21 protein-coding genes are annotated in these 26,380 nt (G+C 65.6%); all 21 read left to right on the forward strand.

All coding sequences use genetic code 11. The features are described from left to right. Positions 1–7: 7 nt before the first annotated feature. Positions 8–1,153, forward strand: a complete 1,146-nt coding sequence (locus ASF90_RS20370; RefSeq protein WP_055854490.1) for an aromatic ring-hydroxylating dioxygenase subunit alpha — start codon at positions 8–10, stop codon at positions 1,151–1,153. Then, positions 1,143–1,766: a UDP-3-O-(3-hydroxymyristoyl)glucosamine N-acyltransferase gene (locus tag ASF90_RS20375; protein ID WP_055854493.1), complete on the forward strand. Its 624-nt coding sequence runs from the start codon at positions 1,143–1,145 to the stop codon at positions 1,764–1,766. The genes ASF90_RS20370 and ASF90_RS20375 overlap by 11 nt, the downstream gene beginning before the upstream one ends. Positions 1,767–1,784: 18 nt before the next feature. Further along, a complete protein-coding gene (locus ASF90_RS20380; protein ID WP_055854496.1) occupies positions 1,785–2,444 on the forward strand; it encodes a methyltransferase domain-containing protein in 660 nt (219 codons plus the stop codon). 1 nt (position 2,445) lies between these two features. Continuing rightward, the gene (locus ASF90_RS20385) at positions 2,446–3,396 is read left to right on the forward strand and encodes a hypothetical protein (RefSeq protein WP_055854499.1); all 951 of its coding nucleotides are present in this window, start codon (positions 2,446–2,448) and stop codon (positions 3,394–3,396) included. A gap of 172 nt (positions 3,397–3,568) precedes the next feature. Continuing rightward, the gene (locus ASF90_RS20390) at positions 3,569–7,066 is read left to right on the forward strand and encodes a glycosyltransferase (RefSeq protein ID WP_055854502.1); all 3,498 of its coding nucleotides are present in this window, start codon (positions 3,569–3,571) and stop codon (positions 7,064–7,066) included. Between the two features lie 590 nt (positions 7,067–7,656). Then, on the forward strand, positions 7,657–8,028 hold the full coding sequence (gene fliE, locus ASF90_RS20395; protein ID WP_055854604.1) for a flagellar hook-basal body complex protein FliE: 372 nt from the start codon (positions 7,657–7,659) through the stop codon (positions 8,026–8,028). A gap of 13 nt (positions 8,029–8,041) precedes the next feature. Further along, on the forward strand, positions 8,042–9,766 hold the full coding sequence (gene fliF / locus ASF90_RS20400; RefSeq protein ID WP_055854505.1) for a flagellar basal-body MS-ring/collar protein FliF: 1,725 nt from the start codon (positions 8,042–8,044) through the stop codon (positions 9,764–9,766). Between the two features lie 10 nt (positions 9,767–9,776). After that, positions 9,777–10,766: a flagellar motor switch protein FliG gene (gene fliG / locus ASF90_RS20405; RefSeq protein WP_055854507.1), complete on the forward strand. Its 990-nt coding sequence runs from the start codon at positions 9,777–9,779 to the stop codon at positions 10,764–10,766. Next, positions 10,763–11,383 carry a FliH/SctL family protein gene (locus ASF90_RS20410; RefSeq protein ID WP_055854509.1) on the forward strand — a complete coding sequence of 207 codons (621 nt, stop codon included), beginning with the start codon at positions 10,763–10,765 and terminating at the stop codon, positions 11,381–11,383. Before fliG ends, ASF90_RS20410 begins: the two co-directional genes overlap by 4 nt. Next, positions 11,380–12,756 carry a flagellar protein export ATPase FliI gene (gene fliI, locus ASF90_RS20415; protein ID WP_005997126.1) on the forward strand — a complete coding sequence of 459 codons (1,377 nt, stop codon included), beginning with the start codon at positions 11,380–11,382 and terminating at the stop codon, positions 12,754–12,756. Before ASF90_RS20410 ends, fliI begins: the two co-directional genes overlap by 4 nt. 3 nt (positions 12,757–12,759) lie before the next feature. After that, positions 12,760–13,215 carry a flagellar export protein FliJ gene (gene fliJ, locus ASF90_RS20420; RefSeq protein ID WP_055854512.1) on the forward strand — a complete coding sequence of 152 codons (456 nt, stop codon included), beginning with the start codon at positions 12,760–12,762 and terminating at the stop codon, positions 13,213–13,215. After that, complete coding sequence (locus ASF90_RS20425; protein ID WP_055854514.1) at positions 13,212–14,489, forward strand: flagellar hook-length control protein FliK; 1,278 nt, start codon at positions 13,212–13,214, stop codon at positions 14,487–14,489. Before fliJ ends, ASF90_RS20425 begins: the two co-directional genes overlap by 4 nt. 165 nt (positions 14,490–14,654) lie before the next feature. Next, entirely contained in the window at positions 14,655–15,206 is a 552-nt protein-coding gene (locus ASF90_RS20430; protein WP_193552442.1) for a flagellar basal body-associated FliL family protein, read from the forward strand. A 9-nt stretch (positions 15,207–15,215) separates the two neighbouring features. After that, entirely contained in the window at positions 15,216–16,229 is a 1,014-nt protein-coding gene (gene fliM, locus ASF90_RS20435) for a flagellar motor switch protein FliM (protein ID WP_005996003.1), read from the forward strand. After that, positions 16,226–16,564, forward strand: a complete 339-nt coding sequence (fliN, locus tag ASF90_RS20440) for a flagellar motor switch protein FliN (protein ID WP_055854516.1) — start codon at positions 16,226–16,228, stop codon at positions 16,562–16,564. The genes fliM and fliN overlap by 4 nt, the downstream gene beginning before the upstream one ends. Then, positions 16,561–16,968: a flagellar biosynthetic protein FliO gene (fliO, locus tag ASF90_RS20445; RefSeq protein ID WP_055854519.1), complete on the forward strand. Its 408-nt coding sequence runs from the start codon at positions 16,561–16,563 to the stop codon at positions 16,966–16,968. The genes fliN and fliO overlap by 4 nt, the downstream gene beginning before the upstream one ends. A gap of 1 nt (position 16,969) precedes the next feature. Continuing rightward, the gene (gene fliP, locus ASF90_RS20450; protein WP_055854522.1) at positions 16,970–17,815 is read left to right on the forward strand and encodes a flagellar type III secretion system pore protein FliP; all 846 of its coding nucleotides are present in this window, start codon (positions 16,970–16,972) and stop codon (positions 17,813–17,815) included. 978 nt (positions 17,816–18,793) lie between these two features. Then, on the forward strand, positions 18,794–19,063 hold the full coding sequence (locus tag ASF90_RS20460) for a flagellar biosynthetic protein FliQ (RefSeq protein ID WP_055854528.1): 270 nt from the start codon (positions 18,794–18,796) through the stop codon (positions 19,061–19,063). A 13-nt stretch (positions 19,064–19,076) separates the two neighbouring features. After that, entirely contained in the window at positions 19,077–19,868 is a 792-nt protein-coding gene (gene fliR / locus ASF90_RS20465) for a flagellar biosynthetic protein FliR (protein ID WP_005996206.1), read from the forward strand. 93 nt (positions 19,869–19,961) lie between these two features. Next, entirely contained in the window at positions 19,962–22,928 is a 2,967-nt protein-coding gene (locus tag ASF90_RS20470; RefSeq protein WP_055854530.1) for a ligand-binding sensor domain-containing diguanylate cyclase, read from the forward strand. A gap of 517 nt (positions 22,929–23,445) precedes the next feature. After that, positions 23,446–26,367, forward strand: coding sequence for a ligand-binding sensor domain-containing diguanylate cyclase (locus ASF90_RS20475; RefSeq protein ID WP_055854533.1), 2,922 nt, complete (start codon positions 23,446–23,448; stop codon positions 26,365–26,367). The last annotated feature ends 13 nt before the right edge of the window (positions 26,368–26,380 follow it).

Genomic DNA, 26,380 nt, shown 5'->3' on the forward strand with positions numbered 1-26,380 from the left:
CCCGCCGATGCGATCGCGAATGCACCCCAGCTACTACCTGTCGACGGAGATCTTCGAGCGTGAACAGCGCAAGATCTTCCGCAAGGTCTGGCTCTTTGCCGGCCTTAAGATGCTGCTGCCTGATAACAACTGTTTCATCACACGCAAGCTCGCCGGCATTCCGGTGTTGATCCAGAACTTCCATGGCCGGCTTCGCGCGTTCGAGAACGTCTGCCTGCACCGCAGCGCGCTGCTGCAGACCACTGCGGTGGGAAAGCGCCCGCTGGTCTGCCCTTACCATGCATGGAAGTACGACGCCGACGGCCGGGTCGAGAACATCCCCGAATGCGATGCCCTCTATGGCTTCGGCAATGAGGAACGTCATGGTCTGAAGCTGCGCGAGTTCGCTTTGCGCGAGGTGGGCAATCTGCTGTTCGTCAACCTCGACGACACGCCAATCCCACTAGAGGCGCAGTTCACGCCGGAATTTCTGCGCTCGCTAGAAAGCAGTTCCAGCATCTACGACAGCGAGGTCATGGTGACCACCTGGCAAGGCCGATATAACTGGAAGCTGGCCTACGAAAACCTGCGCGACGCAAACCATCCGCGATTCGTTCACCCAAAGAGCCTGGCGCGCACGGTCAAGTTCATTCCGCGCATCGATCGTGCGCTGCTGGAGGACTCTTCGCAGCCGCTGGCCGACACCAGCCAAGCCGGCCTCCGCCGCGAGATGGCGCGGTTCAGTAGTGGCGGCGCTGACGCCCCGCTCCCCGAGCTCAAGCACGTCGGCTGGCACGACAAGGTGCAGCGTTGGGGCGATCAAGACGTCTACTACAACTGGCTGGCGTTCCCGAACATGCACATTGCCAGCGCCAACGGCGGCCGCTCATTCACGCTGGAGAACCATACCCCGGTGGCGCCGGACCGCACCGACCTGGAGATCTACTGGTTCACGGCGCGCAAGACTCAGCCCTATGCGGGCTCGCACCAGGTGCTGCTGGCGCAAATGCACGGCAGCAAATTGGTAGTTGGCGAAGACGTGGAAATCTTGGAGCAGGTGCAAGCTGCACTGCACGCCGACGCGCCAGTGCCATACCAGGGCGCCTACGAGTCGACCAACCGGCTGGTCGAACGCTGGTACGCAACGTTAATGGAGAGCGATCATGGCATCTAGGTGGATCGTGGGCGCCGGCCCGTTCCTGGACGTGGTGGTTGACACCTGGCAGCAGGCGCTGCCGGACGAGTCGTTACAGCGGCTGGAGATCCCCATGCGCGAGGACCATACGTTCGACATCGAACCTCTTCAGCGCATCGATGGCGACAACCGTGGTGCGTTCGTGGCGTTCGATGAGCGCTTCGGCAACTTCAGACGCATGGAGCTGATGCGCGCGGCGATGGAACGCGGGCTGCGGCTGGAGCCGTTCGTGCACCCGACCGCACTGGTTGCGCGCAACGCATCGATTGCTGCCAACGCCTTCATCGGCCCCTATGCGGTCATCGGACACGGCTGCCAGATCGGCTACAACAGCGTGGTCCTTGCAGGCGTGCAGATAGGACACGGGACTCGTATCAAACCCTCGTGCTGGATAGAAGGAGGGGTACAGGTATGCGCGCATGTAGAGGTGGAAAGCCATTGCACCATCCGCGCCGGCACGGTGCTCCAGCGCGGCATCAAAGTCGGCCGCGGCTGCGAACTGGGGTGGCCGCAAGCCTATGCCCACGATATCCCGGCCCGGACCGTGTTCGACCCGCGCTACGACGCACCGATCCATGTGTATGGCCAGTAATCCATTGGAGGCGGCAAGATGAAAGACTACGCGCTGAAAAGCGGCGAGCGATACCACACCCTCGACCCGAACCTTGTCGGCGGAGACCACTTGTGGCGATACCGTTACGCGGCTTCTCGCCTCGCCGGTGGCGACCGACAGCTATTCGGCGCAGACATCTTCTGCGGCTCCGGCTATGGCGCCGCGCTGGTGGCGCGCCAAACACAGGCATCAATCCTCGCGATCGACGGATCGGAAGAAAGCATCGCTCTCGCCGGGAGCAAGATCCACGCGCCGAACATCATCTGGGCGGCCAAGTTGTTCCCCTTCGATCTTCCCGATGGATGTTTCGATTTCGTCATGAGTATGGAGTCGATGGAACACGTGAAGAATCACGAAGCATTTTTCTGGGTGTTGACGAAATCATTGAAGCGCGGCGGGCAGCTTTTCATTTCCTGTCCTAACGAAAACGTCATGCCCTACACGGGCTACAAGTGGCACTACCGCCACTTCGTTCCTGCGGAGGTGCGTGCGCTCGCTCGCGAGAATGGGCTGGAGGAAGTCGCTGCATTCTCGACCGTATGTTGCGGATTCAAGGATGGCAAGACCGCAGTGTTCTATCCGCACCAGATGGGTAATGACCAGCCGCGGGATGTCGAAGTCGGCGACACCATGTTCTTCGAATTCCGGAAGCACTGACATGCGCATCTACGCCGCCGGCTGGGCTCTGCAGAGCCCAGCGCTCAACTTCTTCAAACGATTTCTGCGACTGAATGCGATGCAGCTATCCGGCATCATCTACCCGCGCCAGATACCGGACGACCTCGACGGCATTAAGGTGCTGGACTTTGATGCCGCCCGCAGCGTGGTGCGCATGGACGACATTGTCCTTGAGTGCCACCGCCCCGGTCTGGCGGATGTGCGGCTGGGTGCCGATCTGCGGGACTTCTTCGCCACGCTGGGAATCCGAACGCAGGGGGTTGCCGAGTTCATCAGAGACCTAGTGGACCAGGACCATGGGGACCGGTTGCGCTTCCCCCTCGCCGGCGTCACGTCGTCGGACCTGCGCAGGCTGCGCGATTGTCCCGTACCGCATCTCATCGGCAACGGCTTCGCCGATCTGCGCTCGCACCAAGTCGCCATCCAGTTGGACGCGATCGCCAGGAGCTGCGATTGGGACCAGATGCTTGCCTTCGACGACGACCGGACGCCGGACGACGAGCTGCGCTTCTTGCTCTGCGATCTGTACGCGTATGGTGCGCTCAAGCGCGTACATGTGCTGGACACGCCATTGCCCTTTCTGGAGGCGCTGCTGAGTTGGCGAATCCAGGAGCCCGACGCCGAATTGGACGTGGAGTTGTCGACCGCTGCTGCCGAGGCGCTGGGGCCACAGCTGGAATTCTACCGGCGCAGCCTGGGCTGCCTGCCTGTCGCCGAGGCGATGACCGACGCCGTTTATCTGTCCGGTTCCGCCGACGCGATCGCTTCTCTTCACCCCGAGCGCGCCGTCGTCCCTTCGGTGTTTTTCATGCGACGTTCGATCCTGGACCTGGGCACCCTTCGCCACGCGCTTGATTCGCGCCCGCACCGGCTCTTGCTACGTCAGCCAGACACCGATCCGGGCAACCTGATCGCAGCGCTGCTGAACTGAAAGGAAAGCGCCTGGACCCAGATGCCCTGTGGGCCGCCACCTATTGCCGAACGCCGGCCGCGTTGGACTCCCTGTTTTCGAATCTCCCCGACGAAATGTTACGAGTCCTAGTTATCCAATCCTCGAACACGGTCCGCCCGGCATGACTTCCACCATTCTAGTCAGCATCGTCATGCCGACCTACAAACCTGCGTATTTCACGCAGGCGCTGGACAGCTTGCTGGCGCAGACCTACGCAGCGTTGGAGCTGGTGATCTGCGACGACAACGGAGATGGCGCGATTGCGGCGTTGCTGGAACTCAGGCTAGCGGATGCCACATTCCCGATCCGCTATCACCGCAATCCGTCGCGGCTAGGCGAGCTGGGCAGCACCGTTAAAGGCATAGGGCTAGCACAGGGCGAGTACGTCAAGTTCCTGCATGACGACGATGTGCTTGAGCCGGACTGCATTGAGCAGTTGGTGGCAGCGATCGAGCGCAATCCGGGCACGGCAATGGCATCGTCGCGTCGGTTGCGCATCGACGACGACGGCGCGCCGTTGCCGGACATCCTGGCCACCTGCTTTCCGTTTGCCGACGATGCGTTGATCGATGGGCAGGAGCTGGTGTCGTTCCTGGCGGACCACACCATCAACTTCATCGGCGAGCCGAGTTGCGTGCTGTGTCGGCGCGCCGATCTGCTGGCTATGGGCGCTGACTTGATGTCGTTGAACGGTAAGCCGATCCATTGGGTCGGCGATCTGGCGATCTACGTCAAGCTGCTGCGCCACGGCAACCTGGCGCTGCTGTCCAGGCCGCTCACTCACTTTCGGGTGTCCAATGCGCAGTTCAGCCAGGCCGGTCGTAATCAGCCCGGCATCGGCGACCAAGGCCACGAGGATCTGCGCCAGGGTATCCGCCAGCTGGGTTGGCGGCGCGAGACCGGCGACAACCGGCAGGTGCGGGTTGCGCCGCTCAGCCCGCACAAGGCGCGGGTATTCAAGTCGGTAGACCTGGTCAATGCGCTGATGCAAAGCGCCGGCATGGCCGAGCGGGTGTCGCCGGGCACCTGGCTGGGCGTGCGACACCCCAGCGATGTGCAGCGCGCGTTGATCGATGCCCGCCTGCAGGCGCATGCCGGCGGGCCACGCATTGCGGTGATGCTGATCGACCGTGATGGCGATGCCGCCGCAGTAGCCACAACCCAGGCCAGTATCGATGCGTTGGCTTGCTATCGAAATCAGCAGACCTGGGTGGTCAGCAGCGCACCGCAGCAGATGGCCGAGCACGGCGAGCATGGGGTATTGATTGGCGAGGCGGGTCTGGTGGCCTCACTCAACCAGGCCATTGCAAGGCAACAGGATGTCGATTGGGTGGTGCTGGTGGATGCCGGCAGTGTCTTTACGACCAGCGGCCTGACGATGCTGGCGCTGGGCATGATCGGGCTGCCCGAGCAGTGCCAGGCGGTCTATGCGGACGAAGTGGTCGCGCTGGACACCGCGCAGCTTGGGCTGGCGTTGCGGCCGGCGCTGTATCTGGATGCGCTGTTGAGTGCGCCGTCCACGCTGTCGCGGCACTGGCTGTTCCGCCGCAGCAGTCTGGTGGCCGACGGCGGTTTTCCGGCAGACCTTGGGCATGCTTTCGAACTCGGCTATCAGCTTGGCCTGGTCGAGCGTTACGGCCTGGCCTGCGTGCAGCACATCGCCGAGCCCTTGTTGGTGGCCGCGGCCCAGACCCGGCACACCGATGCGGACGAGCAACATGCCATTGCCCGCCATCTGGCCGCGCGCGGGTATGCGGACGCGCGCGTGCACAGTGCCGGCCCTGGTCGGCATGCGGTGGATTACCAACATGCCCAGCAGCCGCTGGTCAGCATCCTGGTGCTGGTCGATGGCCGTTTGCCGCAGGTGCAGCGCTGCCTGGAAAGCATCCTGGCCAACACAACCTACCCGCATTACGAAGTGCTGCTGCTGGATCGCGATAGCAACGCTCCGGACCTGCGCGATTGGCTGGCCGGCATCGAAGCGCTGGGCATGCAGCAGATCCGCGTGCTGCGCTTTGCCGCCGAGACTACGCGTGAAGCGGTCTGCAACGCGGCCGCCGAGCATGCACGTGGGGACGTGCTGCTGTGGCTGTCGGCCGGCGCTGCGGTGATGAAGGCCGATTGGCTGGAGCAACTGCTCAACCACGCACTCCGTCCGGAAGTGGGTGCGGTGGCCGGCAAGCTGTTGCGCGGCGACGGCACCGTGCATCACGCCGGCCTGCTGCTGGGCCTGGGGGCACCGGTGGCGCGCGCGTTTGAAGGCAGTGCCTTCGACGAATCCGGCTATCTGCAGCGCCTGCAGCTGGATCAGAACTACACCGCCTTGAGCGGCGAGTGCCTGATGCTGCCGCGCCAGCTGTTTATCGATGCAGGCGGCTTTGCGCTGGAGCCGGCACTGGCGCAGTGGAGCGATGTCGACCTGTGCCTGCGCCTGCACCAGGCCGGGTACTTGAATGTGTTTGCCGCGCGCGCGCAGCTGTTGATCGACCCACCCGAGCAGACGCCTGCCACTGCGCTGGACGAAGAGGCGATGTATGCACGTTGGTTGCCGGTGATGGCCAACGACCCGGCCTACAACCCGGGGTTTTCGCTGGACCCGGGCGCGGGCTTTGCGCTGGCCGACCCGCGCGCCAGCTGGCGGCCATTGCAGTCGTGGCGACCGCTACCGAGCGTGATCGCACTGCCGGCCGATATCGAAGGCTGCGGACACTACCGGGTGATCCAGCCGCTGCGCGCCCTGCGCGAGGCCGGGCTGGCCGAGGGCGTGTTGTTCAACGGCTATCTGGAGATCAGTGAGCTGGCACGTCAGGATCCCGACGTGGTGATCCTGCAACGCCAGGTGGGCGAAGCGCGGCTGGAGGCGATGCGGCGTATGAAGGCCTTGTCGCGCGCGTTCAAGGTCTACGAGCTGGACGATTACCTGCCCAACCTGCCGCTGAAAAATACCCATCGCGCGCAGATGCCCAAGGACATTCTCAAGACCGTGCGGCGCGGGCTGGGCCTGGTGGACCGCTTTGTGGTGTCCACGCCTGCGTTGGCCGAAGCGTTTGCCGGGCTGCACAGCGATATCCGCGTGGCCGAAAACCGCCTGCCGCCGCATTGGTGGGACGCCTTGCCAGAGCGCGGCATCCGCCACGGCGGCAAGCCGCGGATCGGTTGGGCCGGCGGCGCCAGCCATACCGGCGACCTGGAACTGATCGCCGACGTGGTGCGCGAACTGGCCGACGAGGTCGAATGGGTGTTCATGGGGATGTACCCGTTCGCGCTGCGCCAGCACGTGCACCAGTTCCAGCCCGGCGTGCCGATCGATCACTACCCGGCCGCGCTGGCCGCGCTGGATCTGGATCTGGCGCTGGCACCGGTGGAGCAAAACCTGTTCAACGAGTGCAAAAGCAATCTGCGACTCTTGGAATATGGCGCTTGCGGTTATCCGGTGATCGCCAGCGACGTGCGTTGCTACCAGGGCAACCTGCCGGTGACGCTGGTGAAAAACCGCTACCGCGACTGGATCGGGGCGATCCGCGAGCATCTGTCCGACCCGGCCGCTTCAGCAGCGAAAGGCGCAGCGTTGCGCGAGGCAGTGCGCCGCGACTGGATGTTGAGCGGCAGCCATCTGGACACCTGGCAAGCCGCCTGGTTGCCGGACTAGCGCGGGGACGCTGCTTCAGCGTTCTCCCGCTTGCGGTGAAACGGATGCGTGGCTGTGTGAATTGACGGTGGTGCCCTCATCCGGCGCTGCGCGCCACCTTCTCCCGCTAGCGGGAGAAGGGAAAGCCTGGCTGCGCGCGACTGGTCGGTTGCACGCAACTGGTCGGTTGCACTGCAACTGGTCGCCCACCGGCTCCCTTCCCTCGCTTGCGGGGGAAGGTGCCCGAAGGGCGGATGGGGGCATGCGTCCACACTCCGGCGCCGCGCGTTGCTCTGCCTGCAGCCGCGTGGCAATTACCGTCGCGCCCTCATCCGGCGCTGCGCGCCACCTTCTCCCGCCAGCGGGAGAAGGGAAAGTCTGGCTGCACGCAACTGGTTGGCTGCGCGCAACTGATCGGTTGCACTGCAACTGGTCGCCCACCGGCTCCCTTCCCTCGCTTGCGGGGGAAGGTGCCCGAAGGGCGGATGGGGGCGATCTCGCTGCAACGTTCCCGCCGACAGGCGCGACAGGAATGCCCCGTGCCGGAATCCCGGCGCGATTTCGGCACGCCGCTTGCATTGGTGTGGATGCCTCCCTGGCTGACCGCACCCATGAGCGACTCCGTTACCTCGATTCTTTCGCAGATCCGCAGCTACCAGACTCAGATGGGCCAAGGCCCGATGGGTGCGGTGGGCGATGCGGCGCGCGGCAATCAGATCCAGGGATTGGCTGGCGCACAGGGAACGCCGGCAACCCAGGCGCCCAGCTTCAGCGAGACCTTGCGCGGCGCCATCGGCGGCGTCAACGAGGCCCAGCAGAAGTCAGGTGCGCTGGCCAAAGCATTCGAAATGGGCGACCCCAGTGCCGATCTGGCACGGGTCATGGTCGCCTCCCAGCAATCCCAGGTGGCCTTCCGCGCCACTGTCGAAGTCCGCAACCGTCTCGTCCAGGCTTATCAGGACGTCATGAACATGCCGCTGTAAAGGTCGAACACCCATGGCACTCGCAATCAGCAGAGAAAACATGAACCAGAACGCCGAAAAGGCGGGCCAGTGGTTCGACCGTGTCCGTAGCCTGCAGATCACCCGCAAGCTGACCATGATGGCGATGATCGCCCTGGCGGTAGGTGCCGGCCTGGCGGTGTTCTTCTGGTCGCAGCAGCCGGGCTATCAGTCGCTTTACACCGGCCTGGACGAAAAGGGCAACGCCGAGGCGGCCGACCTGCTGCGCACCGCGCAGATCCCGTTCAAGATCGACCAGGGCACCGGCGCCATCTCGGTACCGCAGGACCGTCTGTACGACGCGCGCCTGAAGCTGGCCGGCTCCGGCCTGACCGGTAAGGAAACCGGCGGCGGTTTCGAGCTGATGGAAAAGGACCCGGGCTTCGGCGTCAGCCAGTTCGTGGAAAACGCCCGCTACCAGCACGCGCTGGAAACCGAACTCTCGCGCACCATCAGCACCCTGCGCCCGGTGCGCGAGGCGCGGGTGCATCTGGCCATTCCCAAGCCCAGCGCCTTCACCCGCCAGCGTGACGTCGCCAGCGCCTCGGTGGTGCTGGAGTTGCGCGGTGGCCAGGGTCTGGAGCGCAATCAGGTGGATGCCATCGTCAATTTGGTGGCGTCCAGCATCCCGGACATGACCCCGGAGCGGGTGACCGTGGTCGACCAGAGCGGCCGCATGCTCTCCATTGCCGACCCCAACAGCGACGCCGCCCAGCACGCCGCCCAGTTCGAACAGGTGCGTCGCCAGGAAAGCTCCTACAACCAGCGCATCCGCGAATTGCTGGAACCGATGACCGGCCCGGGCCGGGTCAACCCGGAAGTCAGCGTGGACATGGACTTCTCGGTAGTTGAAGAAGCCCGCGAACTCTATAACGGCGAGCCGGCCAAGCTGCGCAGCGAGCAGGTCAGCGACAGCAGCACCAGCGCCACCGGCCCGCAGGGCCCTCCGGGCGCCACCAGCAACAGCCCCGGCCAGCCGCCGGCTCCGGCCGTCGCCGGTGCGCCGGGCACCCCGGCTGCCGCCAACGGCCAGGCCGCCGCCCCGGCCGCGCCGACCGAAAGTTCCAAGAGCGCCACCCGCAATTACGAATTGGACCGAACCTTGCAACACACCCGTCAGCCGGCCGGCCGCATCAAGCGGGTGTCGGTGGCGGTGCTGCTGGACAACGTCCCGCGCCCCGGTGCCAAGGGCAAGATGGTCGAGCAGCCGCTCACCGCCGCCGAGCTCACCCGCATCGAGGGCCTGGTCAAGCAGGCGGTAGGCTTTGATGCGGCACGTGGCGACACGGTGTCGGTGATGAATGCCCCGTTTGTGCGGGAAGCGGTTGCGGGCGAGGAAGGCCCCAAGTGGTGGGAAGACCCGCGCGTGCAGAACGGTCTGCGCCTGCTGGTCGGTGCGGTGGTGGTGCTGGCGCTGCTGTTCGGCGTGGTACGCCCCACCCTGCGTCAACTCACCGGCGTGACCGCGATCAAGGAAAAACACCGCAAGGGCGGCAACGATGGCACTCCACAGAGCGCCGACGTGCGGATGGTCAACGAAGACAACGACCTGATGCCCGGCCTGGAAGAAGACACCGCGCAGATCGGTCAGGAACGCAAGACCCCGATCGCCCTGCCGGATGCCTACGAAGAGCGCATGCGCGTGGCGCGCGAAGCAGTCAAAGCCGATTCAAAACGTGTCGCACAAGTCGTAAAGGGATGGGTCGCCAGTGAAGCCTGAAACACAACCGATGACTGGAGTGCAACGCGCCGCGGTGTTGTTGCTGTCGCTGGGTGAAAGCGATGCAGCCGAAGTGCTCAAGCACATGGACCCCAAGGAAGTGCAGAAGATCGGCATCGCCATGGCCACCATGACCGGCATTTCGCGCGATCAGGTCGAGAAGGTGATGGACGACTTCAACGGCGAACTGGCCGGCAAGACCTCGCTGGGCGTGGGCGCCGACGACTACATCCGTAACGTGCTGATCCAGGCGCTGGGCGCCGACAAGGCCGGCGGCCTGATCGACCGCATCCTGCTGGGCCGCAACACCACCGGCCTGGATACCCTGAAATGGATGGATCCGCGCGCGGTCGCCGACCTGGTGCGCAACGAACACCCGCAGATCATCGCCATCGTGATGGCGCATCTGGATAGCGACCAGGCCGCAGAGGCGCTGAAGCTGCTGCCCGAGCGCACCCGCGCCGACGTGCTGCTGCGCATCGCCACCCTGGACGGCATCCCGCCGAACGCGCTGAGCGAGCTCAACGACATCATGGAGCGCCAATTTGCCGGCAACCAGAACCTGAAGTCGTCCAACGTGGGCGGCATCAAGGTGGCGGCCAACATCCTCAACTTCCTGGACACCGGCCCGGAGCAAGGCGTGCTGGGCGAGATCGGCAAGATCGACGCCGACCTGGCCAGCAAGATCCAGGACCTGATGTTCGTGTTCGACAACCTGGTGGACCTGGACGACCGCGGCCTGCAGACGCTGCTGCGCGAAGTCTCCGGCGAGCGCCTGGGCCTGGCCCTGCGCGGCGCCGACACCAAGGTGCGCGAAAAGATCACCCGCAACATGTCCCAGCGCGCTGCCGAGATCCTGATCGAAGACATGGAAGCGCGTGGCCCGGTGCGCCTGGCCGACGTGGAAGCGGCGCAGAAGGAAATCCTCACCATCGTCCGCCGTCTGGCTGACGAAGGCGCTATCAGCCTCGGCGGCGCCGGTGCGGAGGCCATGGTATGAACGACGTGGTCACCCGCTGGCTGGCCCCCGACCTGCACATGGCCCTGGCCGCGCCGGAACCGGAGTTCGACGAACCGGCCGTCTACGAGCCGGTGCTGCGCCCGCCGACCCTGGAAGAAATCCAGGCCATCGAAGACGCCGCCCAGCAGGAAGGCTTTGCCCGCGGCCATGCCGAAGGCTTTGCCCAGGGCCAGTCCGAAGTGCGCCGTTTGACCGCGCAGATCGACGGCATCCTGGACAACTTCACCCGCCCGCTGGCCCGACTGGAAAACGAAGTGGTCGGCGCGCTCGGCGAGCTGGCCGTGCGCATCGCCGGTCAGCTGGTCGGGCGTGCCTACCAGGTGGAACCGCAACTGCTGGCCGACCTGGTCGGCGAGGCCGTGGATGCGGTCGGCGGCGCCGGCCGCGAGGTCGAAGTGCGCTTGCACCCGGACGACATCACCGCGCTGCTGCCGCATCTGGCGCCCAGCAGCACCACCCGCGTGGCCCCGGACATGAGCCTGAGCCGCGGCGACCTGCGCGTACATGCCGAAAGCGTGCGCGTGGACGGCACCCTGGAAGCGCGCCTGCGGGCCGCGCTGGAGACAGTCATGCGCAAATCCGGAGCGGGCCTGTGAGCGCCCTGTTCGGCGCCACCCCGGCCGATTGGCTGGATGCACGCAATCTGCGCCTGGCCACCCGGCTGGGTACGCTTGGCCTGGAACCCACCGCCGGCCGCACGTTGATCCGCGAAGGCATCCTGCGCCGCGCCGTCGGCCTGACCCTGGAAGCCACCGGCTGCGAAGCGCCGATGGGCGCCACCTGCAAGGTCGAAGTCGATGGCGGCTGGGTGGATGCCGAAGTGGTCGGCTTTGCCGGCGAACGGACCTATCTGATGCCCAGCGCCGAACTGCACGGCCTGCTGCCCAACGCCCGCGTGGTGCCCTCGCGGCGCCGCGGTGGCGTGGAAGTGGGCGAAGGCCTGCTCGGCCGCGTCATCGACAGCGATGGCACCCCGCTGGACGGCAAGGGCCCGATCCGCGGCGAAGGCAGCGTCAGCATGGCCGGCATGTCGATCAACCCGCTGGCGCGCGAGCCCATCACCACCTCGCTGGATGTGGGCGTGCGCGCCATCAACGCCATGCTGCCGATCGGCCGCGGTCAGCGCGTGGGCCTGTTCGCCGGCTCCGGCGTCGGTAAATCGACGCTGCTGGGCATGATGACCCGCTTCACCTCGGCCGACGTCATCGTGGTCGGCCTGATCGGCGAACGTGGCCGCGAAGTGCGCGATTTCGTCGAAACCACCCTGGGCGAAGAAGGCCTGCGCCGCGCCGTGGTCGTGGCCGCCCCGGCCGACCGCCCGCCGCTGGCGCGCCTGCACGGCGCCTACCGCGCCACGGCGATTGCCGAATGGTTCCGCGACCAGGGCTTGAACGTGTTGTTGCTGATGGATTCGCTGACCCGCTTCGCCCAGGCGCAGCGCGAGATCGGCCTGTCGGTCGGCGAGCCGCCCACCACCCGCGGCTACCCGCCGTCGGTGTTCGCCAAATTGCCGGCGCTGGTGGAACGTGCCGGCAACGGCGCCAAGGGCCGCGGCTCGATTACTGCCTTCTACACCGTGCTGACCGAGGGCGACGACCCGCAGGACCCGATTGCCGACGCCGCCCGCGCCATTCTGGACGGCCATATCCTGCTCTCGCGTCGGGTTGCCGACAGCGGCCTGTACCCGGCCATCGACCTGGAATCGTCGGTCAGCCGCGTGGTGCAGGACATCGCCGACGAACCCTGGCGCCTGCGTATCCGCAAGCTCAAGCGCCTGCTCTCTGCCTACACCGCCAACCGCGACCTGATCGCCATCGGCGCCTACCAGCGCGGCAGCGACCCGGCCACCGACGAAGCATTGGCGCGCTGGCCGGAGATCGTCGAATTCCTTGGCCAGGACGTCCACAAGGCATCGCTGCTGAGCGATAGCCTGTCCGCGCTGCAGCAGCTGGTGGAACCCGAGAACTAATCCATGATGCAGTCCAAGCGAATCGATCCCCTGCTACGGCGGGCACAGGAACAGGAAGACAAGGTCGCCCGCGATCTGGCCGAGCGCCAGCGCACCCTGGAGACCCATCAGTCGCGCCTGGAAGAACTGCGCCGCTACGCCGAGGAATACGCCAACAGCCAGCTGGCCGGCACCAGTGCGGTGGCGCTGAGTAACCGCCGCGCCTTTCTGGATCGGCTCGACAGCGCCGTGCTGCAGCAGGCCCAGACCGTGGAAAGCAATATCGCCAAGGTCGAATCCGAGCGCACCCGCCTGCTGCTGGCCAGCCGCGAGAAGCAGGTGCTGGAGCAACTGGCCGCCAGCTACCGCGCCCAGGAAAACAAGGTGATCGAACGTCGCGACCAGCGCGAGATGGACGATCTTGGCGCACGCCGCTCGCGCCTGGCGCGGGCCGAAGATACTCACGGAGACTCCGTATGAACCCCCTGTCCGCGTTTGCCGCCGGCCTTGGCGCGCTTGCCAGCACCGGCAAGAAGTCCAGCTACAGCGACCCGTCGTCCGAGCAGGACCCGGCGCAGGACCAGTTTGCGCGCATGCTCAATCCGGCCAATACGCCCAACCACGCTCCGCAGCAGGCGCCAGAGCGCGTACCGGCCAAGCAGTCCGCGGCCAAATCCAGCCAGCCCGACAAGAACCGCGGCGACGACGAACAGAACGATGACGCGCCCGGCGATGCGACCAAGCGCCCGCGCGCCCAGGATGGCGATACCAAGTCTGCCCAGCCCGCCAAGGAACCGACGGCCAAGGACAGCACTACCGCCACCGCGACCGGCAAGAGCGCAACCGCCAGCAAGGACAGCAAGGACGCCCCCACCGATGCTGCCACGCCGACCGAGGCCGGCTGGCCGCCAGCGGGGCTGGGCGGTTTTGGCATGAGCCTGCTGGCCCAGGCGGTACCGGGCGGCGATGTGCTCGCCGCCGCTGCCGCCGCACTGGCCGCCAGTATGGCCAATGCGGCCGGCGCCACGCCAACCGCAACCGCACTGCCGACCGACGCCACCGCACCCACAGCCACTGCTGCCGCAACCGCCACGAGCGCCCTGCCCGCCCTGGGTGCGCTCGCGCCGGCTGCCGCCGCAGGCGCCAAGCCCACCTCGACCACGGCAGTCAGCGGCGATGCGCAAGCCGCCGCGCTGATGAGCATGGCGGTCAAGGCGCTGGACCCGGCCGACGACACCGCCGCAACGGACGCGCCGGATGCCCCGGCGTTTGTGTTGCCGACCGCCGCGCCTACGCTCACCCGCTTGCAGGACCCGGCGCCGATCTTCGCCGCCTCGCCCACCCCGACCCCGGAGATGGGCAGCGACACCTTCGACGATGCCATCGGCGCCCGCCTGAGCTGGCTGGCCGACCAAAAGATCGGCCACGCGCACATCAAGGTTACCCCGAACGAGATGGGCCCGGTCGAGGTGCGTCTGCATCTGGACGGCGACAAGGTCAACGCCAGCTTCACCGCCGCCAACGCCGACACCCGTCAGGCCTTGGAACAGAGCCTGCCGCGGCTGCGCGAAATGCTCGGCCAGAACGGTTTCCAGCTGGGCCAGGCTGATGTCAGCCAGCAACAGCAGAGCCAGACCGGCAACCGCAACGGCGGTGGGCGCGATGGAAACGGCCTCACCCTGGACGACAGCCCGCCCGTCGGAATTCCGTCGGTGGTGTTACGCCAGCGTGGATTGCTGGACGCCTACGCCTGAGCCACCGCGCCGGATTAGCCCGGCGCGCTGCACAAACGCGCGTCGCACCGACGCTGCGGCCATCCCAATCCCCACGCGACGCAAGGCTCGCGGGGGGTTTTGTGCGCGCGCGCCTGCAGCGCCAGGAAACCGTCGCGGTTTTGGCATGCCAATTGCATCCCTTGGATGAGCATTCTCCTGGAGCAGAACGTGGCAGCGGCCAAGAAACCTGAAAAGACCGAAAAGACCGAAGAGAAAGACGAGAAGAAGAAAGGCGGCAAAAAGCCTCTTCTGCTGATCGCCATCGGCGTGGTCGTGCTGGCAGCGGCCGGCGGCGGCGCGTGGTTCTTTCTGGGCCACAAGGGCGATGAAAAAGGCGGCAAGCACGCCGCGCCCAAGGTCGCCGAAGTGCCCAAGCCGGCACAGTATTTTCCGATGGACCCGGCGATCGTGGTCAACCTGGCCGACCCCGGCGACGGCCCGCAGTACCTGCAGGTCGAAGTGCAGCTGGTCACCCGCGACCCGGAAGAACTCAAGCTCATCACCGAAAACGCGCCGGCCATCCGCGCACACCTGTTGATGCTGCTGTCGCAGACCAAGGCCACCGATGTGGCCGATCTGCCCGGCAAGCAGAAGCTGCAGAAGGCCGCGCTGACCGAAGCGCAAAAGGTCATGACCAGCGAAACCGGCAAGAAGTGCGTCGAAGAATTGCTGTTCACCAGTTTCGTTACCCAGTAAGGCCTGCCCATGAGCGTCAGTGATCTGCTTTCCCAGGACGAGATCGATGCCCTGCTGCATGGCGTGGATTCCGGTGCGGTCAATACCGAGCCGGAGCCGTTGCCCGGCGAGGCGCGGCAATACGATCTGTCCAGCCAGGACCGCATCATCCGTGGGCGCATGCCGACCCTGGAGATGGTCAACGAGCGCTTTGCGCGGCTATGGCGCATCGGCCTGTTCAACCTGATCCGGCGCTCGGCCGACCTGTCGGTGCGCGGCATCGACCTGGTCAAGTTCAACGAGTACATGCACTCGCTGTACGTGCCGACCAACCTCAACCTGATCCGCTTCAAACCGCTGCGCGGCACCGGCCTGATCGTGTTCGAACCCACGCTGGTGTTCACCGTGGTGGATAACTTCTTCGGTGGCGATGGCCGCTTCCACACCCGCATCGAGGGCCGCGAATTCACCGCCACCGAGATGCGCGTGATCCAGCTGATGCTCAAGCAGACCTTTGCCGATCTGAAGGAAGCCTGGGCGCCGGTGATGGAGGTGGACTTCGAGTACATCAACTCCGAGATCAACCCGCACTTCGCCAACATCGTCACCCCGCGCGAGTACGTGGTGGTGTGCCGCTTCCATGTGGAGCTGGAAGGCGGCGGTGGCGAGATCCACATCACCCTGCCGTATTCGATGCTGGAACCGATCCGCGAGCTGCTCGATGCCGGCATCCAGAGCGACCGCAACGACCGCGACGACTCCTGGAACGTGATGCTGCGCGAGCAGCTCAACACCGCCGAGGTGACGCTGTCGAGCGTGCTGGCCAGCAAGCGCATGAGCCTGCGCCAGCTCACCGGTTTGAAGGTCGGCGACATCTTGCCGATCGATCTACCCGCACAGGTACCGCTGTGCGTGGAAGAAATCCCCATGTTCACCGGCGAATTCGGGGTCTCCAACGGCAACAACGCCGTGAAGATCACTGCCGTCCGCCCGCCCGGCGTGCAAGCCCCGCGTGCCGTTCCATCCCAGGACCCCAGCAAATGATGAACTCCGACATCCTCGACGCCGCGCCCGCCACTTTCGACAACCTGCAGGCCGAGCACGACCACAACGCCACCGACCTCAATCTGGACGTCATCCTGGACGTGCCGGTGACGCTGTCGCTGGAAGTGGGCCGCGCCCGCATCCCGATCCGCAACCTGCTGCAGCTCAATCAGGGCTCGGTGGTGGAACTGGAACGCGGCGCCGGCGAACCGCTGGACGTGTACGTCAACGGCACCCTGATCGCGCATGGCGAAGTGGTGGTGATCAACGACCGCTTCGGCATCCGCCTGACCGACGTGGTCAGCCCCAGCGAACGGATCCGGAGGCTGCGGTGATCGGCCTGCTGGCTGCCGCCGCGCCCGTCGCGGCCAAGGCCACCCAGGTCGGCGCGCACGCGCCATCCTCGCCCAGCCTGTTTGGCGCGGTCTTTGCATTGCTGTTGGTGCTCGCGCTGATCGTCGGCCTTGGCTGGTTGCTCAAGCGCATGCCCGGCAGCGGTTTCCGCAACAGCGAGGGCCTGCGCGTGGTGACCAGCCTGGCGGTGGGTGCCAAGGAACGCGTGGTGGTGGTGGAGGTGAACGGCCAGCAGCTGCTGCTGGGTGTCACCGCCGGCGGCATCAGCACCTTGCACACCTTGCCCGAACCGCTGCCGCCCACGCCTGCACCCACCCTGCCCAATTTCAAGCAACTCCCCAATTTCGCCCAGCTGCTCGCTCAGAAGCTGCGCAAGGATCCGTGACATGTTCAGTTGTTGGAATCGCTGGGGGCGCAGCCTCCGCCTGATCTTGATCCTGCTGGTGATGAGCTGCCCGCTGCTGGCCGCCGCCACACCGGCCGCATTGCCGTCGATGGCGCAGGCCGCCGCGCCCGCTGCCGCACCGGCGGCGGTGCCGCCCGGCTCCAACCAGTTGCCGACTCTGCCGAACGTGAGCGTCGGCCGTATCGGCGACCAGCCGGTGAGCCTGCCGCTGCAAACCTTGCTGCTGATGACGGCGATCACCCTGCTGCCGTCGATGCTGCTGGTGCTCACCGCCTTTACCCGCATCACCATCGTGCTGGGCCTGCTGCGCCAGGCACTGGGTACCGGCCAGACCCCGTCCAATCAGGTGCTGCTGGGCCTGGCAATGTTTCTGACCGCCCTGGTGATGATGCCGGTGTGGCAAAAGATGTGGGGCGCCGGCCTGCAGCCGTACCTCAACAACCAGATCGACTTTTCCACTGCCTGGACGCTGACCACCCAGCCGCTGCGCGCCTTCATGCTGGCGCAGATCCGCGAAACCGATCTGATGACCTTCGCGGGCATGGCCGGCGACGGCAAATACGCCGGCCCGGACGCGGTGCCGTTCCCGGTGCTGGTGGCGTCGTTTGTGACCAGCGAGCTGAAGACGGCATTCGAGATCGGGTTCTTGATCTTCATCCCGTTCGTAATCATCGATCTGGTGGTGGCGAGCGTGTTGATGTCGATGGGCATGATGATGCTGTCGCCGATGTTGATCTCTGCGCCGTTCAAGATTCTGTTGTTCGTGCTGGTGGATGGGTGGGTGTTGGTGGTGGGGACGCTGGCTGCGAGCTTTAATGCGTCGTAGGTGTGGGCGCGCGTTGCGCGCGCGGTAGCACTTCCCCCAGCTGACTTTTGTTAAAGCGCCGGCACAGCACAGCTGTATTACTCAAGCATCTGCGACGCGTTCCGCCTTCCGCCTTTTGCCTTTTCGCTTTGTCTTTGTATTTCGCTCCGGCTTCCCGCTTCTCCGGGGCCCCATACCGCAGCGGCAGGCCATCCGGGTCAAACCCCGCAGGGGCGGCGCGCATGGATGCGCGACGTTTTTCAAAGGGACATGGACGTCCCTTTGAAAAATTCCCGGATGGCATGCGGACCTGGAGCGCGTAGCGCGGAAGGCGCGAGGACGGGGTGTGCTTTCTTTTGGTTACTTTTCTTTGCACAAGCAAAGAAAAGTGACTCGCGCCCGTAGGGCGTGAAAGCCCTCGCTTGACGTTTGAGCTCCATAGAAAGCAAAGACATAAGCACAAGCAAGTGCAGAGCTTTCGGCCCCCTTCGGGGGTCGAGTTACTTTCTTTGCTTGTGCAAAGAAAGTAACCAAAGAAACACACCCCCGTCCTCGCGCCCCTCCGCGCCAAGGCGCTCCGGGTAAGCAAGCCGGGTAGAAATTTTTGTAAGGGACATCCATGTCCCTTACAAAAACGTCGCGCATCCATGCGCGCCGCCCTGCGGGTTGTATCTACCCGGCTTGCGGCTGCGGTATGGGGGATGGGAAGCCAACGGCAAAAGGCGAAGGCGAAGCTCAAAGCCAGAGCCAAAACCAAGCCAAGCCAAGCCAACGCCCAAAGCGACAGCGACAGCGACAGCGACAGCGACAGCGACAGCGACAGCGACAGCGACAGCGACAGCGACAGCGACAGCGACAGCGACAGCGACAGCGGACAGCGACAGCGACAGCGACAGACAGTGCAACACGAGGCAAGTCAGATCGTCGCTCACCTACCAATCCCAAATTCCAAATCCCCACTCCCCGCCCTTTGGCACCGCACTTGCATCAGCACTCCCCATGAGCCCTGAAATCGCCTTGACTGAATTACGTGGTGGCCTGGTCACCGTCCTGTGGATTGCCGGACCGATGTTGCTGGCAGTGTTGGTCGTCGGTGTCGTCATTGGCGTGGTGCAGGCCGCGACCCAATTGAATGAACCCACCATCGGCTTCGTGGCCAAGGCCGTGGCGTTGACCGCGACCCTGTTTGCCACCGGCAGCATGCTGCTGGGGCATCTGGTGGAGTTCACCATTGCGCTGTTCCAGCGCATTCCGCATTTGATCGGTTAGCGGACCAGACCAGATGGATTCCGCTACCCAGATGGTGATCGACGGCCAGCGCGCGTTTGCGATGGTCGGGGCGATTATGTGGACCATGCTGCGCACAGGAGCCTTGCTCACGGCCATGCCGTTGATCGGCACGCGTGCGGTGCCCGGGCGGGTGCGGGTGATGCTGGCCGGAACCTTGTCGATGGTGCTGGCGCCGATCCTGCCGCCGGTGCCGGAGTGGGATGGCTTTACTGCGCAGGCGGTGCTGAGCATCGCGCGTGAGTTGGCCGTGGGCGCCAGCATGGGCTTCATGCTGAAGCTGATCTTCGAGGCGGGCGCGCTGGCCGGCGAGTTGGTGTCGCAGTCCACCGGCCTGTCGTTTGCGCAGATGTCCGACCCGATGCGCGGGGTGACCTCCGGCGTGATCGCGCAGTGGTTCTATATCGGATTCGGCTTGCTGTTCTTTGCGGCCAACGGACACCTGGCGGTGATTTCGCTGCTGGTGGACAGCTACAAGGCGTTGCCGATCGGCACAGCCATTCCCGACGCCCGCGCGTTCGCGGAGGTGGCGCCCACCTTGTTCCTGCAGATCATGCGCGGCGGGCTGACCCTGGCCTTGCCGATGATGGTGGCGATGCTGGCGGTCAACCTGGCCTTCGGTGCCTTGGCCAAGGCGGCGCCGGCATTGAACCCGATGCAACTTGGCTTGCCGTTGACGGTCTTACTGGGGTTGTTCCTGCTGTCCAGCTTTGCAAGCGAGTTCGCGCCACCGGTGCAGCGCATGTTCGATACCGCCTTCGACTCCGCCAGAGAACTGACGGGTTAAGCGTACGGACGCTCAAGTTTTGCACCAGTTCGCCGTCAACGCTGAGGACGATTGGCCCTTTCAATCGCACGCCCCCCCTTTACGCGAAAGCCGATGCCCAACGTGTCTGCGCTGTTCGTTTCACCTGGTGTGCGCGGCAAGGCGCTGCGTCGTCTGGCAGCGCTTTGCCTGCTCGGATGGCTGATCGCAGGCAGTGGATGGGCGAAAACCTATAGCTTTCGCGATTACGCACAGGCCGATGGCTTGCAGGGTATGACCGTCAACAGCCTGCTCGAAGATCGACAGGGTGTGGTCTGGGTCGGCACCGAACTGGCATTGCATCGCTTCGAACGCGAACAATTCATCCCGGTCGGTCAGGAAAGCGGCCTGGACGCGCGCTACATCCGCGCGTTGACGCTGGATGCGCGCGGGCGCTTGTGGGTGGCCAGCGCCAACGGCGTGTTCGTGCGCAATGGCACGACCTTCAGCCCGGTGCTGCATGACGGCGCGCCGATCCGTGCCGACAGCGGCAATGTGATCGCCGCGTACGCGGGCGGCGTGGTGGTGGTCAGCGAAAATCAGCTGTTGCACCTGACGCCGACCAAGCCAGGCGGCTGGAGCGCCCGGGTGCTGCCGTTGCGCCTGGACGACGGCACCACCCTGCCCGCCGGGAAAGCCTTGCTTGCCGATGGCAGCGCGCTGTGGGCCAGTTGCGGAAAACGCGTCTGCCGCATCGATGCCAACGGACGCATCACTCAGTTGGGCGATGCCGACGGTGTGCCGGAACGGCAATGGCGCGCGGTGTTCCGCGACCATCGTGGCGACCTGTGGCTGCGCGGTGGCGGCATGGTGATGTCGCGCGCAGCAGGCGAGCGCGTGTTCCGCGACCATGCGCCTCCAGCCGGCACCAGGTTCGACACCTTGGCTGGCGCAACCACCTTGTCAGAGGATGCGCAGGGCCGCCTGATTACCCGCTCCGACCGCGGAATGGTGCGCTGGGAAGGCGATCACTGGCACTATTTCGGGCACGACCAGGGGCTGTCGATCAGCCCGATGGTGGGCCCCTTGATGATGCAAAGCACCGGCCAGCTATGGATCGGCACGCGCGGGCTGGGGGTGCAGCGCTGGCTGGGCTACGGCAACATCGAGCATTGGGACGAAAGCCAGGGCCTAGCCGAATCGCCGACCTGGGCCATCCAGCGGCTGCCAAGTGGTGAGCTGCTGGTAGGCGGCGATGCCGGCTCCAATGTGCTGGATCCGCGGACCGGGCGCATGCAGCCGTGGACACTCGCCAACGGCGAGCCAATGCTGCAATCGATCTCCATCGCGCTGTCGCCGAAGGATGGCGCGGCCTGGGTGGCGCGCTCGTCGGGCGCCCTCTCCCGTCGCGACCCGCAGACGGGCAAGACCTTCGACATGCTGCAGCTTGGGCTGCCCACCAACAAGCTGTTGTTCGATTCGGGTGGCGTGCTGTGGGTCACCACGCCACGCGGCCTGTACTCCGTCGCGCCGGAGCTGCCGTTGCAGGCCAGACGCGAAGAGGCAGTGCCGGCGGCGTTCGTGGGCGATATCGATGTGGATCTTCAGGGGCGACTGTGGGCCAGTACCCGCAAAGGGCTGTATCGCCAGGAAAAAAATGGCCGCTGGCTGCAGGTGGAGGTGCACGGCAACCTGCCCAACCACGATTACTTCCTGCTGGATTTTTCGGCCGACGGCCAGCTCTGGCTGTCCTTGCGCGACACCGGGCTCTGGCATGGCGCCGTACAGAACGCTGCGACGGTCACGCTGACCGCAGTCAACGACCCGCTGGTGTCGCGCGTGATGCCGTTTATCCTCTCTCATGACAGCAAGGGGCGCTTGTGGCTGGGCAGCAGCCAGGGCCTGGACCTGCTGGAGAATGGGCACTGGTCGCGCACCACGCGTAGCGAGGGCCTGTTGTGGGACGACGTGTCTGCCAATGCGCTGTTCGAGGACGTCGATGGCAGCGTGTGGCTCGGCAGCAGCCGCGGGTTGACCCACCTGATCGATCCGTCACGGGTGTTCGCGTCGCCGCCGCTACGGGTGGAAGTGCTGCGCGTGCGGCGTGGCGAACAGACCCTTGCGGCCGGTGCGCAGGTGCCCTGGTCGCAGGTTCCGCTGGACGTGGATCTGAGCACGCCCGGCGCCGAAGGCGGCCCGGACCGCATCAGCTTCCGCTACCGCGTGGAAGGCCACCAGGCCAGCTGGACCAGCACCTCGCTCAGCCACATCACCTATCCGCTGCTGCCGCCCGGCCGCTATGCGCTGGAGGTGCAGGCGGTGGACGCCGGCCAGCGCAGTGCCAGCCCGATCACACGGTTCGCCTTTGCGCTCAGTCCGCCCTGGTGGCGCAGCATTCCCGCCTTGATCGCCTATGTGCTGCTGGCGATCGCAGCGGTGATTGCGCTGTTGCGCTGGCGCACCGCCAAACTGCTGCGGCGCAAGCGCGAGCTGGAACAACTGGTTGCCGAGCGCACTGCCGAGCTGGAACAGGACAAGCGCGACCTGGAATCGGCACGTGCCGAACTTGCCTTCAAGGCCACCCACGACGAACTCACCGGCCTGCTCAACCGCGCCGGCATCCTTGCCGCGTTACGCAACATGCTGCTGCGGGCCGATGCGACGGCGCGCCCATTGGCAGTGGTGTTGATCGATCTGGATCACTTCAAACTGGTCAACGATCAGCACGGGCATCTGGCCGGCGATGCGGTGCTGGCCGGGGTCGGTCGCCGGCTGGATACGCTGGTGCGTGGCGACGACCGTATCGGCCGCTACGGCGGCGAAGAATTGCTGGCGCTGCTGCCGGGGCTGACGCACGAAGCCACGCACCGACTGGACGCGCTGCATCGTGGTATCTGCGGCGATTACCCCATCAATGGCGGCTGGCTGCACGTCACCTGTTCGATCGGCGTGGCGTGGTTTATGCCCGGCGAAACCCTCGAGCAATTGCTGGCGCGCGCCGATGCCGCGCTGTATAGCGCCAAACGCCGCGGACGCAACTGCATCGATTACGACGCCGGCCACCTTACTGCGCTTGCAGTACCCGACCATCGCGCCGACTGATCGCCGCGCGCGGGCCACCATCGCGCGCGCCATCGCACGTAGATACAGCGATGTTGGCGGTGCATCCGCACCCATCCAGCGAATGCAGCAGCGAATGCCAGCACTACCGCAGCTAAGCGCGGTCGCGGCCGCCGCACTCTCTGGATCGAACACCGGTGTTGGTCGCAGTCTCGGCCGTTCCAGTGCATCCACGCGCAGCAGTGCAGCAGTCGCGCCCGCTCGACCGTGCCGGCATCGATTGCCACGTGACGCACGCTGGCGAGCACGCGTAGCGCGCAACACTCAACCTGTCGATAACACCAAACCGTAGTCTTTGCATGCCACACGCCCCTCCCAGACTGCAGTCGTGCTTGCTGGCAGCTGCACAATGCGCAAGGGTGGTGTCCTAAAGTAAAGCGCGTGAACAGCCGCTAGTCGATATAACGCGGCCTGCTATGGGGGCTGCCAATGGCAAGCGTGAGACACCGCGCGAGGGGCGCGGACCGCACGCACCGATGCGTGGGAGATTGCAACGCTCGTGGGGTTCTTGCACCGCCAAGAGAGGTCGTCAGGCCGAGGGGCATCGTTTGCTGCGATGCTGCTGCTGGCGTTGCTGTCGTTTGCCGATCTGGCCAGCGCACAGAGCGCCAGCATCCGTCGCTATGCCCACGACCAGGGCCTGCTCGGTCTTGCCGGTACTTGCCTGTTGCAGACCCGCAGCACCTTGATGTGGGTGTGCACCGAGAGCGGGCTGTATCGCTACAACGGCCGCATCTTTCAACAGGTGATGCTGGACGGCCTGCGCAACGAACCGATTACTTCGATCAGCGAAGCGCCCGATGGGCGTCTGTGGGTCGCCGGCTTCCAGGCGTTGTTCGTCGGCGACGAGCACGGCTTTCGCAAACTCGCGCGCGATGAAGCCGAGCACCTGCAGGAAGGCCTGCTGCTTGCCAGCCCTGCATGGGGCACGGTGATCGCCAATGGCGGCGAACTGGAAGTGCTGCGCGCACGCAGCAACGGCCGTTGGCATAGCGAGTATCTGCTGGACACCGCCACGCGCGTGCGCCTGCCCGATCTCTCCAAAGTACTGAGCCTGTCGGTGGAAGGCGACACGTTGTGGGTCGGCTGCGGACGCAAGCTGTGCGCCATCGATGCGCAACGCAAGGTACAGGTCTACGGGCCCGACGAGGGCGTGCCGGTCGATCGCTGGTACAGCGTGTTGCGCGACAACGACGGCGGGCTGTGGGCGCGTGGTGCCGGCACCCTGCTCTACCGCGCACCAGGTGCGAGCCGGTTCAGCGTGCGGCCGTTGCCGCTGCTCGACAGCAACACGGTCGGGCAACAGGCGCCGTTGGTGATGGACCGCGAAGGGCGTGTGCTGGTGCGCCGCAACGACGGTCTGGCGCGCTGGGAAAATGGCGCATGGCGCAGCTTCGGCACCGAGAACGGGCTGCCGCCCGGCAGCAGCGACGCGATCGTGGTGGACCGCGACGGCGACGTCTGGATGACCGTGGATGGCGAAGGCCTGGTGCGCTGGGCCGGCTACGAATGGATCGAAAACTGGGACGCCTCGCAAGGGATGCCGGCCCCATCCACCTGGTCCATCGCACGCGATGCGCAGAACGCACTGCTGGTCGGCAACGAGCACGGCGTAGGCCGTCAGGCCCGACCTGGCGAGCGGTTTGTGCCGGCCCTGCCGCAGGCGGGCATCCAGATCGTCGGCTTGGCGCGCACTACCGACGGCAGCGTGTGGACGCTCAATTCTGCCGGCTTCGTGCGCCGCAACTGGCCGGACGGACGCAGCGCCGAGGCCGGCAAACTTCCGCGTACCGGACGGCGCCTTTATAACGACCGTCAAGGGCGCCTGTGGATTCTCACCCTCGGCGGAATGTTCGTGATCGAGCGCCCGCTGGACGGCGGCACCTTGCAGCCTGTCGCCGACATGCCTGCGATCGCCTACACCGATATCCAGCAGACCGCAGACGGCACCCTGTGGGTCTCCAGTGCCAACGGGCTGTTTCGCCTGCAGGGCGAGCGCTGGTCCAAGGTCAAGGTCAAGGTCAACGGCGGCGACTCTGATCCGTGGATCAGCAAGTTCCACATCAGCGACAGCGGCGAGGTGTGGCTGGCGTTTTATCGCCCTGGCCTGTGGCACGGCATGTTGCTCGGCGATGGTCTGGACCTGCAGGCGATCAACGACGAAGCGCTGCGCGACGCGGGTGTGTACCTGATGCGCAGCGACAGCCTGGGCCGGGTGTGGGTGGGCCACGCACGCGGCGTGGAGGTCTATAACGGCGAGCGCTGGGCGCATCTGTCGCAGTCGCAGGGCCTGATCTGGGACGACATCTCCGAAGCCGCATTCTTTGAAGATCCCGACGGCTCGGTGTGGATCGGCACCGCGCGCGGTGTCAGCCACCTGGCGGATCCGGCGCGCCTGTTCGACGAGCGCCAGCCCAGCGTGCGCATCGACAGCGTCAGCCGCGGCGGCGTGCCGATACGCGCCGGGCAACTGCTGGCCTGGAGCGACACGCCGTTGCATATCGAGCTGTCGACGATGGAGGTCTACGACGACCCGAGCCGGCTGACCGTGCGCTATCGCGTGCGTGGCCTGCATAACGAATGGATCGAGAGCGACGATCTGTCGATCGACCAACCGCCGCTGCCGTCCGGGCATTTCCGCCTGCAGGTGCAGCTGCTGGACCGCTATCGGCGCACCGCATCGCCGGTAGTGGATCTGGCATTTGCAGTAGCGCCGTTGTGGTGGCGCAGCCCGCCGGCGATTGCGCTGTATGTCTTGATCGGCGGCGGACTGCTGATCGGCCTGTGGAGCTGGCGGCACCGCCATCTGGTGGCGCGCGAGCGCATGTTGGCCGAGCTGGTAGCCGAACGCACCTATCAACTGGAGCGCGAAAAACGCGACCTGGAAAGCGCCCGCGCGGCGTTGGCTTTGAAGGCCAGCCACGACGCGCTCACCGGCCTGCTCAACCGCTCCGGCATTCTCGACGCGATGACCGAAGAGCTGCAGGCCTGCGCGCATGCCGAGCACGCGTTGGCGGTGGTGCTGATCGATCTGGATCACTTCAAGCAGGTCAACGACGAACACGGCCATCTGGCTGGCGACGCGGTGCTGGCCAAGGTGGGCGCACGGCTCACCGCCTGCCTGCGCGACTCGGACAAGGTGGGCCGCTACGGTGGCGAAGAACTGTTGTTGCTGCTGCCCGGCATGACCCGTCAGAGCCAGCACCGGCTGCGCGCCATCCACGAGGCGATCAGCCTGCCGCTGTACGACGTCGGTGCCGCGCGGCCGCTGCAGGTGACCTGCTCGATCGGCGTGGCGTGGTTTCGCATCGGCGACACCGCCGCCACGCTGCTGGCACGTGCGGACGAGGCCTTGTATCGGGCCAAGGGCCACGGCCGCAATCGCATCGAACCGGAAGAACCCGAGGTTTCGGTCGCCTGATCCACTGCGTTGC

The sequence above is a fragment of the Xanthomonas sp. Leaf148 genome (genome assembly GCF_001423585.1).
Taxonomy (GTDB): domain Bacteria; phylum Pseudomonadota; class Gammaproteobacteria; order Xanthomonadales; family Xanthomonadaceae; genus Xanthomonas.

Coding starts and splice junctions, on each gene's coding strand:
- ASF90_RS20370 (WP_055854490.1), top strand. CDS start 8: ATGCGATCGCGAATGCACCCCAGCTACTACCTGTCGACGGAGATCTTC.
- ASF90_RS20375 (WP_055854493.1), top strand. CDS start 1,143: ATGGCATCTAGGTGGATCGTGGGCGCCGGCCCGTTCCTGGACGTGGTG.
- ASF90_RS20380 (WP_055854496.1), top strand. CDS start 1,785: ATGAAAGACTACGCGCTGAAAAGCGGCGAGCGATACCACACCCTCGAC.
- ASF90_RS20385 (WP_055854499.1), top strand. CDS start 2,446: ATGCGCATCTACGCCGCCGGCTGGGCTCTGCAGAGCCCAGCGCTCAAC.
- ASF90_RS20390 (WP_055854502.1), top strand. CDS start 3,569: ATGCCGACCTACAAACCTGCGTATTTCACGCAGGCGCTGGACAGCTTG.
- fliE (WP_055854604.1), top strand. CDS start 7,657: ATGAGCGACTCCGTTACCTCGATTCTTTCGCAGATCCGCAGCTACCAG.
- fliF (WP_055854505.1), top strand. CDS start 8,042: ATGGCACTCGCAATCAGCAGAGAAAACATGAACCAGAACGCCGAAAAG.
- fliG (WP_055854507.1), top strand. CDS start 9,777: ATGACTGGAGTGCAACGCGCCGCGGTGTTGTTGCTGTCGCTGGGTGAA.
- ASF90_RS20410 (WP_055854509.1), top strand. CDS start 10,763: ATGAACGACGTGGTCACCCGCTGGCTGGCCCCCGACCTGCACATGGCC.
- fliJ (WP_055854512.1), top strand. CDS start 12,760: ATGATGCAGTCCAAGCGAATCGATCCCCTGCTACGGCGGGCACAGGAA.
- ASF90_RS20425 (WP_055854514.1), top strand. CDS start 13,212: ATGAACCCCCTGTCCGCGTTTGCCGCCGGCCTTGGCGCGCTTGCCAGC.
- ASF90_RS20430 (WP_193552442.1), top strand. CDS start 14,655: ATGAGCATTCTCCTGGAGCAGAACGTGGCAGCGGCCAAGAAACCTGAA.
- fliM (WP_005996003.1), top strand. CDS start 15,216: ATGAGCGTCAGTGATCTGCTTTCCCAGGACGAGATCGATGCCCTGCTG.
- fliN (WP_055854516.1), top strand. CDS start 16,226: ATGATGAACTCCGACATCCTCGACGCCGCGCCCGCCACTTTCGACAAC.
- fliP (WP_055854522.1), top strand. CDS start 16,970: ATGTTCAGTTGTTGGAATCGCTGGGGGCGCAGCCTCCGCCTGATCTTG.
- ASF90_RS20460 (WP_055854528.1), top strand. CDS start 18,794: ATGAGCCCTGAAATCGCCTTGACTGAATTACGTGGTGGCCTGGTCACC.
- fliR (WP_005996206.1), top strand. CDS start 19,077: ATGGATTCCGCTACCCAGATGGTGATCGACGGCCAGCGCGCGTTTGCG.
- ASF90_RS20470 (WP_055854530.1), top strand. CDS start 19,962: ATGCCCAACGTGTCTGCGCTGTTCGTTTCACCTGGTGTGCGCGGCAAG.